4 protein-coding genes, 1 tRNA gene and 3 pseudogenes are annotated in these 11,654 nt (G+C 43.2%); 2 read left to right on the forward strand and 6 right to left on the reverse strand.

Going from position 1 to position 11,654, the window contains the following annotated elements:
• The 4 genes and pseudogenes from HCR01_RS26430 to HCR01_RS26445 all read right to left on the reverse strand — a co-directional run.
• Window positions 1-1,874: pseudogene (locus tag HCR01_RS26430) on the reverse strand (hypothetical protein); the annotation flags it as partial.
• 52 nt (window positions 1,875-1,926) lie between these two features.
• Complete coding sequence (locus tag HCR01_RS26435) at window positions 1,927-4,782, reverse strand: helicase-related protein (RefSeq protein WP_193199026.1); 2,856 nt, start codon at window positions 4,780-4,782, stop codon at window positions 1,927-1,929.
• A 523-nt stretch (window positions 4,783-5,305) separates the two neighbouring features.
• Window positions 5,306-5,378, reverse strand: a tRNA-Ala gene (locus HCR01_RS26440).
• A gap of 354 nt (window positions 5,379-5,732) precedes the next feature.
• Window positions 5,733-6,614, reverse strand: coding sequence for a 4-hydroxybenzoate solanesyltransferase (locus HCR01_RS26445; protein WP_193199027.1), 882 nt, complete (start codon window positions 6,612-6,614; stop codon window positions 5,733-5,735).
• 285 nt (window positions 6,615-6,899) lie between these two features.
• On the opposite strand from HCR01_RS26445, the gene HCR01_RS26450 reads away from it, so the two are divergent.
• Complete coding sequence (locus HCR01_RS26450) at window positions 6,900-8,552, forward strand: Ppx/GppA phosphatase family protein (RefSeq protein WP_193199028.1); 1,653 nt, start codon at window positions 6,900-6,902, stop codon at window positions 8,550-8,552.
• Window positions 8,553-8,954: 402 nt separating this feature from the next.
• Window positions 8,955-9,476, forward strand: a pseudogene (locus HCR01_RS26455) (cation-transporting P-type ATPase); the annotation flags it as partial.
• A 491-nt stretch (window positions 9,477-9,967) separates the two neighbouring features.
• On the opposite strand, the pseudogene HCR01_RS26460 reads toward HCR01_RS26455, so the two are convergent.
• Together HCR01_RS26460 and HCR01_RS26465 are read right to left on the reverse strand one after the other, a co-directional pair.
• Window positions 9,968-10,647: pseudogene (locus HCR01_RS26460) on the reverse strand (response regulator transcription factor).
• Between the two features lie 96 nt (window positions 10,648-10,743).
• The gene (locus HCR01_RS26465) at window positions 10,744-11,643 is read right to left on the reverse strand and encodes a YegS/Rv2252/BmrU family lipid kinase (RefSeq protein WP_193199029.1); all 900 of its coding nucleotides are present in this window, start codon (window positions 11,641-11,643) and stop codon (window positions 10,744-10,746) included.
• Window positions 11,644-11,654: the final 11 nt, after the last annotated feature.

Below are 11,654 nucleotides of genomic sequence, written 5' to 3' on the forward strand. Positions count from 1 at the left end.
TCCCCCAACCCCTTCTCCCTTGGGGAGAAGGGGAGTTCTTGTTCTTGTTCCCCTCTCCCACGGGGAGAGGGGCTAGGGGTGAGGGAATTCTTCAATTCACTGCGAACAGCAAGAGGAACTTCCCATTTATCTTGTTTACCCTCTTTACCCTCATCCCCCAACCCCTTCTCCCTTGGGGAGAAGGGGAGTTCTTGTTCTTGTTCCCCTCTCCCACGGGGAGAGGGGCTAGGGGTGAGGGAATTCTTCAATTCACTGCGAACAGCAAGAGGAACTTCCCATTTATCTTGTTTACCCTCTTTACCCTCATCCCCCAACCCCTTCTCCCTTGGGGAGAAGGGGAGTTCTTGTTCTTGTTCCCCTCTCCCACGGGGAGAGGGGCTAGGGGTGAGGGAATTCTTCAATTTCTCTTCAATTACAGGTTCTAAAGCTGTTTTTATCAGTTGTCCTACTAGCTGCGGTGGCGTATAGTAAGAGCCAGTAGTTTTTCTCTCACTACCAAAGACTAATTTGAATTCATAATTTTTAGGAGAGATTTCTGGGTGAAAATCAAGCAGACTTTCATATACGCTCCCTAATTCTTCGACATCTAAGGCAGCATAATTTACCCGTCGTAATTGCCCCTTATCTTGATATAACGATAACTCCCAAATCGCTACTAGCAAGTCATGATTATCAATAGCACAATCATCTAAAGCTGGTAGAGTATACGAACCAAACAAATCGCCATTTAATGGTGATAATCCTAAATATTTTCCCCGCCAATTTTCATCAAACAGCAAGAATGTAACCCGCAAACCCTGCCATAAATCTTGAAAGCCTTCCCGCCGCCAATGGGGACGCTCGGCTAACTCTCGCATTCGCTCAATGCTGTAATATTCTCGGTAGATTCGTGCTTTCTCGACATCCTCACCAATTAATAAATTGCGCGACTCTGCCACCATCAAAAACAGCAGACGGTAAATCAGCCGCAACAGTTGGCGATAAAATTCCAGTTCGTAGTTGCGCTTTAGCGCATCCTGATCAAGAGGCGCTGAAGCGCAACTACGAACCCCGAATTTTTGGCGGAGGTGTTCGTTTTGCGGATGTTGGAGAAAACCAGTGCCTAGCTGTATTAGTGCTTTTTCTACCCCATCTCGGAGTCTGTCGCGTACCCGTCCGCCCTGTTGCAGTGCTTCTTGGTGGTAATATTCCAGCAAGCACTTATCGGCATCGTCCATACCTTCAGGCAAGCGGGAACGGTGAAACAACCGATAAAATAGCCCAAACTCGGCAAAGTTCTCACCGTTGAGAATCTGTTCTAAGTCAAATTCAACGTAGGTAAGACGAGTCATCAAGGAAGAGTCGCGCAGTAACCGCCAGCGAAAACCGTTAGTTGCGATCGCCCACAAATGTTCGGTCTTGTTAAGATACTCCTGCACCAGTGCGTGTGCTGATAACCTGGGTGTGCCACTGGGAGGACGATGATCTACCTTGATGCGACAACCAATAATGTGGATGGGTGGCTTGTTTTCGCCTAATTCCGCACGATGAGAAATCGCATAGGTTTGTCCCTCTACGACTTCGGCTTTAGCAGTGTAAACAGGGTTATATCCGAGACTGCGTAGCAAGGGAACTACCCACAGTTCACGGGTGACGGTGGTAGCGGTATCATCTGCATCTAACCTGTCTAATTGCCGTTGAAATGCAGCCCAATAAGCTTTAGCATCACCCCATGCGATCGCAATTTCATCTGCTAGTTTGTCGCTTTTACTAAAACCAAAATCCTCTGGTGCTTGCCCTTTCAGATTACCCGCCAACAATTCAGCAGTCATATCTGCTGCTAACAAATTACCTTCAATCTGAACGCCTGTTAATGTAATCCCTGCTACACTCATCTCTCACACCCTTGCAATTAAAAATAAAAAATACAAATTAAAATCAAGCAGCCTAACTCTGCTTTCGTTTCCCTGGCTGGAGAATATAAACGCCTAGAATATCCATCGGTAGCTGGGGTTTAACCTGAATCTGTCCTTCTTGGGTGATGGCTCTGACTCGCCGATGTGATTGGGAAAGAGAATGCGATCGCTCTCTAGCAAATAGTTCTAAATCAGACTCAACCTCTGTAATTTTGCGGATAAACTCTTCAATTTCCGCCTGTTTGATGCCTAGAGGCGCATCGCCCACAGGGTTAGCTTGTTCCAGCAAAGATTTTGCATCCTGCGGTGTTAGCCAGATGGGATTAGATGGAGGACCAGTAAATCCAACTACTGCACACTCCTCCGCCAGCAAACTTTGGTGTTTTGGACTGTTTAACAAATGCCGTAGCCGCAATAACAGCAAAGTCGTCCGCTTGGTGACAGTATCCGTCGTAGTAAAACCACACCGTGCTGCTATGGGGTCTTGATTATTTGAGAGTGCATCTTCAATAATGTGACGCGCTAAACCTTCTACCAATGGATGATTCCGTCCTACATATTCCACCCCTTCTGGTGCAGGGGTTGTAAAGGTGAGCAAGCGCGGCTTATCCCCCAAGGAAGGCTGGAGAAAATTAGGAATTGTGGACAATAGCCAACCCTGTTTTTTCTTACTTAACGAACAAGATAAGCGATTTGCTGCTGACAACACGAACCGCTCCACATCCTGTTCATTACCCAGAATTTGGTCTGATTCAATCAATTCTTGCTCTACCTCCACAGGTTTGATTGACCGTTGAGCAAAGCGAGTACGACTAGTTTTTTCTCGCTCTACAGCTTTGTCCCAATTTTTATGAACTTGCTCAACAGCAGATTCTTGTTCATCTAACAAGTCCAACAGAGACAATTGCACCGCATCATTAGCGCGGTCAAATAAAGATTTAAAAACAGCTTCCGACACTGTGGTGCTGTCCATTGGTACGGGAACAGTAATTCCCAATGTCTTGTGAATCTGTACAGCTTTACGAATTAGCACATCCAAAACTGCACCATCTACCGGATTATCTGAACCGTAAAGTAACAAAGTTTTAACTTGAGTTGCAGTTTGACCATAGCGGTCAATACGTCCTTCCCGTTGTTCTAAACGATTGGGATTCCAGGGTAAATCGTAGTGAATCACCGCACTGAAGTGAGATTGCAGATTTACCCCTTCACTCAAGCAGTCGGTAGCTACCAAAACTCTTTGAGGATATGACTTTAACTCTTGCAAACGAATTTCTCGTTCGTCTTCTGAAAGTTCCCCAGTAATGGCAATGACTCGAATTTGACTCCCCTTTTTTTCTAGTTTTTGCTTGAGAGTATCAGCAACATAATTTGCTGTGGCAATATAGCGACACCAGATAATCGGGTTAAAACCTTCTGAAAGTAGGGTTTGTATAGAAGCGATACATGATTGTAATTTTTGGTCTTTCTCAAAGAGTAACTTTTGGGCTGCTTGCACAAAACCTTTGAGTTTAGGTTCGTAGTTGCGCTTTAGCGCATCCGAATCAAGAGGCGCTAAAGCGCAACTACGAACAGTCGGAGTTGCATCAACAGCTTGCTCCTGGTCTGTGGAGTCGTAAACATAAGAACTCATTAAGTCTTCGTCTAAATCAGTAAGTAAACTATCGTCACCGGATTTACTCACCTGACGGTTTAACGTTGCTACTGCGGCGGCGGGAGAAGACATCACACAACGAATCAATGCTAATGCTGACCAATAACGTCCCCGACGCTGGGCATAGCTCATGTCTTGCGTTGTAGTTTTTACTAGCCCACGAGCAAAGTTGTAGATATCATCAAATAATTGCTTATATTCCTTTGATAACTTATAAGGCTTTTCTTCTGAATCTCTTTCAGGAAAGGGGGTTTCATTGCCCAACCACTGTTTAACATCTGCCCGCCGACGCTGAATAAAATGACTTGCCAGTTTGTCTCGCTGTTTCTCTGTTAGGCGGTCTAGGGTTAATTGCTCAAACTCCGGCTGGAGCAATCCTAGTAGTGATAAAAAAGACTCTTCAATGCCACTGTGAGGAGTAGCGGAAAGTAATAATAAATGGCGATTATTTTTCTCGGCAATCTGCTGAATTAATTGGTGACGTTGCTGCCCAAATGTACTCTTGTTGCTGGGACGGGTACAAGTATGCGCCTCATCCACAATTACAAAATCAGGACAATGTGTAATAAAACTTGCACGACGGCGTTCAGCCTTAGCATAGTCTAGGCTAACAATCAGGTGTCGATAGTAACTAAATATATGAGAACCATTCGGGATCGCTCTCTCCAATTTAGAAGCTGTTCCAGAACGCACTACCACAGCATCAATATGAAACTTTTCGCGTAATTCCTGCTGCCACTGGTCGCATAAATGAGGAGGGCAAAGGACAGCTATCCGCTTTACTTCACCTCTATCTAAGAGTTCACGAGCAATTAATCCACCTTCAATGGTTTTCCCAATTCCCACGTCGTCTGCAATGAGTAGACGCACCGTTTCTAATCGTAACGCCATCAATAAAGGCACTAACTGATAAGGACGAGGACGCAAAGATAAACGTCCCAAACACCGAAATGGCCCTGCTCCACTTCGCAACAAGTGACGTGCTGCATCCATCAGTAAAACTGCTGCTGTATGGTCTTTGATACTGATAGCGTTTGGGAAAGGAAAGGTTGCTGGTTGCAGAGTTTCTATCCCTAACTCTTGAAGCTTCTGATAAATTCCCGCAATTTCCTCTTCGTTCCCTGAGAGAGGACGCAAGCGAATAACATCTTCATTTTCAGCAGGTAATACAACCCACTGCCGATTGCGACAACTGACTATAGAGCCTGGTGTGGGATTTAACGTTTCCGTCATCGTTTCTCTGTATTTAAGAGTAGGCAGCAGAGGATAGGCAGTAAGGATTGATTTCTTACTACCTGCGCTCTCTAAAGTGCCAATAGATATTATTTGTAATGTTTAATCGGTAACTAACTTACCTCGTAAAATTACGATTAATATATAAAGTTCAGGCATATCTTTAATAATATAATTTCAGACAATCTACCTCAGCGATATTACGTAAAAGCAAGGTGTTTGCATTCAAGTAGTTTTCCAAAATCCAAAAACTAAATTTTAATTGCTAGGTTTCTTCAGAGCAAATTCAATTTACGGTTGTGATAGCACAACACATCGTATTCTAAAAAGCGATCGCTCTAAGAAAAAAGAATGCGTAGGCGTAGTTAGTCGTAGACATCGCCTCCGCTGTTCAACAATTACCGACATTAATTTGCTAATGGAAATAAAAATAGACAAACGATATTATCTAGTTAATAAGACATCAATTTACGAATTGCGACATTTAATTAGCTAATGTACGAGTCTATAAGGTGAAGCATTATGGAGAATAACGGATTTGAACCGATGACCTCTGCGGTGCGATCGCAGCGCTCTACCAACTGAGCTAATTCCCCTTTTGAACAAATTAAACAAGGTACTCTTTAACCTGTGTTAACTGTCCTCAAGCTGTCTTAATGATAACCTAATCTAGCTATATATGACTACTTGGATCGTGGAGTTAGCAGAATGAAATCGCTATCATTTCTAACCGTCAGGCTGTAACACAGGTGCTTGATGAACCAGGAAGTATCAAAGGTGGGCGATCGCGTCATCATGCCCTCGACTAATGCTTCTGTTATCGGGCTATTAAACGCCGATTCTTGAACCACTAGAAAAACAACTTCCTATGTGAATTTTAAAGTCACATTACTTGACTTTTTGCTTAAACAAAAAATAGGAATATTTACTCTGTAAACAACAACCATTGTTTAAAAAGATCCGGCAATCATCCCAGCAAGTAAAGTAAAACCAATCCAGACATTTTGGCGGAACATTTGACCGTACACAGGGTTAGGTAGGTCTTGCTGCCTTAATCGTAGAGACTGCCAAACCCAGCCAGTAGTAGCCAGCACTAGACTAATCCAAAAAGGCAAGTGAAGGTTGATTACTACACCCAACCAAGCTAATAACAAGATTGTGCCTGCAAAGAAAATTCCAATAGCTACAGGAGCGTAATTACCAAAAAATAGGGCGCTAGAATTAATACCAATGCGCCGATCATCTTCGCGATCGCTCATCGCATAAAGCGTATCAAATCCCAATGTCCACAATACAGTCGCGCCCCAAAGTAGCCAAGTCGGTGAAGATAGGTTTTGCGTCACCGCACTCCAGCTGATCAATACGCCAAAACCCCAAGCAATCGAAAGCACTAATTGCGGTACTGGAAATACCCGCTTTGCCCCTGGATAAAGCAGAATTACGGGTACTGCTGCTACAGATAACCAGAAACTCAGGGGGTTAAGATAAAATGCCAGAACTGCTGCACATGCCATCGCTACTATAGCGACGACAATCCCAACTTTCACAGACAAGGCGCGGGAAGCCAAGGGGCGATCGCGTGTTCTCTCCACTTCTGGATCAATATCTCGATCCCACAAATCATTGACAACACAACCTGCTGCACTTGTGGCCAGAGTACCCAAAATAATCACACCAACTAGAGGTAAAGGCGGTTTCCCGGAAGCTGCCAAAAATACAGCCCAGAGGGCAGGAATCATCAAAATTAACCGCCCTTCTGGTTTATGCCACCGCAAAAGCCGAATAATCACGAGCCATACAGGTTCCTGGTTGCGTTCTGGCGTCCTTAACATAAAAATTACTAAAAAATTAAGAACTTCACTTTAGCTAGATGAATTAATGCATCTTTACATCTATAGAATATCGTTATTTGCTATTTGTAAAAGCATAACTACAAGTGACAACTTTAAATTCGTTTAAATAGTCACTAAAGTTATAAACAGCAGGGTGAATATACTTAGCTCAGTTAGCCTCAACCTCTGGTCAACTTCAGAGCAAGTGTGTTGCAACAAATACCAGTGCCAACTACCCCGACACACCACGTCTTACCATTATTTTTGATAAAGAGAGAAAACTAGATGCTAAATTTAGTTTCGGCTAGCTGGGAAAGTATTCCAACTCAACCAGTTGAGCGACATCGGATTATTGCTGCCATTGACCTGGGAACAAATTCACTGCACATGGTAATTGTCAAGATAGACCCGACATTACCAGCTTTTAGCATTATTGCCAGAGAAAAAGATACTGTGAGATTGGGCGATCGCGATCTGTCTACAGGAAACCTGAAACCAGAGATCATTAAAAAAGCGATCGCCGCTCTAGGACGCTTCCAAAAAATTGCCAAAACTTTAAACGTTGAAACAATTATTGCAGTAGCAACTAGTGCTGTGCGAGAAGCTCCCAACGGTAAAGATTTTTTACACCAGGTAGAAACGGAGTTGGGTTTAAGCGTTGACTTGATTTCTGGTCAAGAAGAAGCGCGACGCATCTACCTAGGGGTGCTGTCGGGGATGGAATTTAATAACCAGCCCCACACCATTATTGATATTGGTGGTGGTTCCACAGAATTAATTTTGGGCGATAGTCATGAACCGCGTACTCTCACCAGTACTAAAGTCGGTGCGGTCAGGCTAACTGGCGAGCTAATCACCACTGACCCCATCAGCAACACTGAGTTTCAGTATCTACAAGCCTATGCCCGTGGGATGTTTGAACGTGCTGTAGATGAGGTGTTAGCAAACTTACAATTTGGGGAATCTCCCCGTTTGATTGGAACGGCTGGCACGATTGAAACCCTGGCGATGATTCATGCACGAGAAAAGCTAGGTGTTGTCCCCTCCACTCTCAACGGCTACCAGTTCCATCTCAAAGACTTGCGGGAGTTGGTAAATCGCTTGCGGAAACTGAGTAACTCAGAAAGGGGTGCAATACCTGGTATGCCAGACAAGCGGTCGGAAGTGATACTTGCTGGTGCAGTAATATTGCAGGAAGCAATGACCCTTTTGGGTGCTGAGTCGGTAACAGTATGTGAGCGTTCTCTCAGGGAAGGTGTGGTTGTAGACTGGATGCTCTCCCACGGTTTAATTGAAGATCGACTGCGCTACCAAAGTTCGGTTCGTGAGCGAAATGTTCTAAAACTTGCTAGTAAGTATCATATCAACTTAGAACACAGCGATCGCGTGGCAGCATTTGCCCACAGTTTATTTGACCAAACTCAAGGTACACTACACAACTGGGGGCAAGACGAACGCCAACTGCTTTGGGCGGCTGCAATATTACACAATTGCGGTCATTATATCAGCCATTCGTCTCACCACAAGCATTCTTACTATCTAATTCGCAATGGTGAATTACTCGGTTATACAGAAACAGAAATTGAAATTATTGCCAATTTAGCGCGTTATCATCGCAAATCGCCGCCTAAGAAAAAACATGAAAATTATCAGAATTTGCTGACTAAACAGCATCGTCAAATGATCAGCCAATTGAGTGCCATTTTAAGATTAGCAGTTGCCTTGGATAGGCGACAAATTGGAGCGATCGCCCAAGTGCAATGTGAATATTATCCACAACTCCGGCACGTCAACTTGTTAATTTTTCCATCTCAAACTGCTGATGACTGTGCTTTAGAACTCTGGAGCTTAGATTATAAAAAAGGAGTATTTGAGGAAGAATTTGGAGTGAAATTAATTGCAACTCTAGAAGATTCTGCTGTTGCAACTATCTCCTAGTTCACGATGTCATTACCCACATTTTCTCTACGAGAAGCCATGCCATCTCTCGTAGAGAAGACCGGAGTGCCTAAAATTTCGTCATCTACCAAAAGTAAGAGATTTTGCAATACGGTTCGGATAAGATCCCCCCGCCTGCGGCGACCCCCTTTTTAAGGGGGTAAAGATCAGAAAAAGCCCCCCTTTTTAAGGGGGGTTGGGGGGATCTTCGAGAGACAAACATGTTAACCGAACTGTATTGAGAGACTTTGTTGAATTTGCCTGACTGCATTGCACTCACTTTTGAATTACATTTGTTTCCAATACTGGATGTACAGGTTAACTTTAGTAATTAGCTAGAACTAGAACAACAGCTAATAGTCTTAATTTACCCTGTCAGTGTTAAATATAGGGGCGAATAAGATGACAGCAACACCACAAGAGATAATTCGGTCAAGTCAATGGCATTATCTATCTGTACAAGAAATAACTCGGCATTTAGATACAAATTTAGAAACAGGTTTAACCTCTGCTGTTGCGGCAAAAAAAACGTGACCATTTTGGTACAAACGAACTCAAGAGTAGACCTGGAAAAAGTCCATTGCTACGATTTCTCTTGCAATTTAATCAACCGTTGCTGTACATCTTATTAATCGCAGTGCAATCAAAGCAATACTTGGGCAATGGGTAAATGCTGGGGTGATTTGGGGCGTAACTCTGATTAACGCTATTATTGGTTTTGTGCAAGAATCTAAAGCTGAAAGTGCGATCGCACTTTCAGCTTCTTCTGTGCAAACCAATGCAACCATCATTCGCAACGGTAAAAAGGTGCAATTATCTTCCACAGAGTTAGTACCGGGAGATTTGGTACTACTTACTTCTGGAGACAAAGTACCAGCTGATTTGCGTTTAGTGCAAGTACGGAATCTACAAGTTAATGAATCAGTACTAAAAGCTATGATTGCTCAAGAGTTGGGACTATCTGATGAAACAGAAACTCTGCAAGCTAATACACAAATGCAAATCCAGTCTGCGGTTCAAGTGCTAGGAATCTTAGCTGAAATAGAAAAAAAGCGGGGATTTACAAAAGTAGAGGTCAATGCCGCCAACTCTATACTTAAAAAGTTAGAATTTGAGTGTGTCTTTGTGGTTAATTGAATCCTATAGAGCAATTTTTGGCGTTGCTGAATCCAGGTATAAATTTACCGGGCTACGCCCCGCTTCTTTACGATACGCTCCGCGAATGCTAACACGCAGAGACGCAGCGAAAAGTTCTGTTCGCCTCCGGTCTCCGTCAGGACGAGGAGGGTTAGCCCGACCCAGGAAACTTTTCAAGACACAGGCGCAGAGAGTAAGAGTTCAAGATGTTAAGTTTTTAAATTTCATACTTCAATTCAGCAATGCCCAATTTTTGATAACTTTGCAGGGCTTCTATGTTATATCTGGTTATCTGGAGCTTTTAGACCATAACCCATACCATAAACTGTTTTAATCCAATCTGCTGCACTAACTAACTGCAAACGATGGCGTAACTTGCGTACTAGTACAGTTAATGCATTACTTTCTGGTTCCGAACCCCATTCCCACAATGCTTCTTCAATCAGCTCACGAGTTAAAATCTGATTGCGGTGACGCATTAAGTACTCTAGCAATTGAGCTTCGCGTGGTGATAAATCGACACTTGTCTGATTGCGTTCCACAGTTAAGTTATATAGGTGCAGTTGTAAATCTGCAACGCGAAGATTATCACCCACTGAGGCGATCGCCTCCCTAAAGCACGTACCCGCGCTAATAGTTCTACCAAATCAGCAGGTTTAACAAGATAATCATCCGCTCCCGCATCTAAACCCGTAACTTTATCCGGCGTGGTATCCTTTGCAGTAAGCATCAGCACAGGTGTAGTTTTACCACGAAGTCGGTACTGACGACAAAGACTTAAGCCGCTAATTGTGGGCAACATCCAGTCCAAAATTAACAAATCATACTCTTTTTTGGACAATAACCACTGTGCAGTTTCTCCATCTTCAACGCCATCTACAATGTATCCAGCTTCCGACAACACACCCTGTATTGGTTCTATTTGTTCGCGATCGTCTTCTACCAGCAATATCCGCATAAAGCCACTTTTGGCAACCAAGCTTACTGCAATTGCCAGCCTCCTTGTTTAGATTAGAAGAATCAAATCTAGCTTTCGTCTTTCACCAGTAAGATTTTACTCTGATGATGGTACTAATACCGTTAAACCTGCCGGAATACATTTAATTTCAACAGGAGTATTTCCATCTATATCACCATCTAAAGCTACTTTTTGTGGAGGTTCAGTTCTCACACGCACATTTTTAGTACGTAAATGCTGAATATCATCCCGATTGGTAGCAGCACCCGTAAAGCCCGTTCTCAGCAGATGATAACCGGCAAAGAGAGCATTTTGGCGGTTAACAGGAGCAACAATTGTCACATCTAGCAGACCATCATCTATAATTACTCCCGCAGGCCCATGTGCCAAAATCGAAGTCGGTGCAGCTGAATTGGCAATAGTAACAGCTGAGGCTGATAAATTGATTGTTTGCTCCTCTGTTTCTACGTAAACCCTAAAAGAATCCAAATCTTTAAGTAGTTTTATTCCTGTTCCAATAAACGCCAACATTCCAAAAAGTTTTTTAGCTTTTTTATCAGTTTGTTTGATAGTTTCAGCTTCAAAACCGATCGCAGTCAAGACAATCATTGGTTTGCCATTGCACAAAGCAATATCAACTTTTCGGGGTATACCAGTTAAAATTGTATTGCAAGCATCCTTAACTTCCGTAGAAATATTTAAAGCTTTAGCAAAGGCGTTGACGGTTCCTCTAGGAATTATACCAAAATGAATTCCTGTGTTAATTACTGCTTGCGACGCAGCTGATACCGTACCATCACCCCCAGATACAATAATCATTTCAGTCCCACGTTCAATCGCTTCATAAGCTAATTGAGAAGGACTAACTTCATGGGTGGGGCGAATATCTAGATTGATTTGAGGTTCCAAAACTTCTCGAATCGCTACTAAATCTTCTACAGGATCGCCTTTACCCGCAGATGGATTAAAAATTAAACAGGCATTGCGACGAGTCATAAGTTTATCTT

Origin of the sequence: Nostoc sp. MG11, from assembly GCF_014904695.1 — a bacterium.
Classification (GTDB): domain Bacteria; phylum Cyanobacteriota; class Cyanobacteriia; order Cyanobacteriales; family Nostocaceae; genus Komarekiella.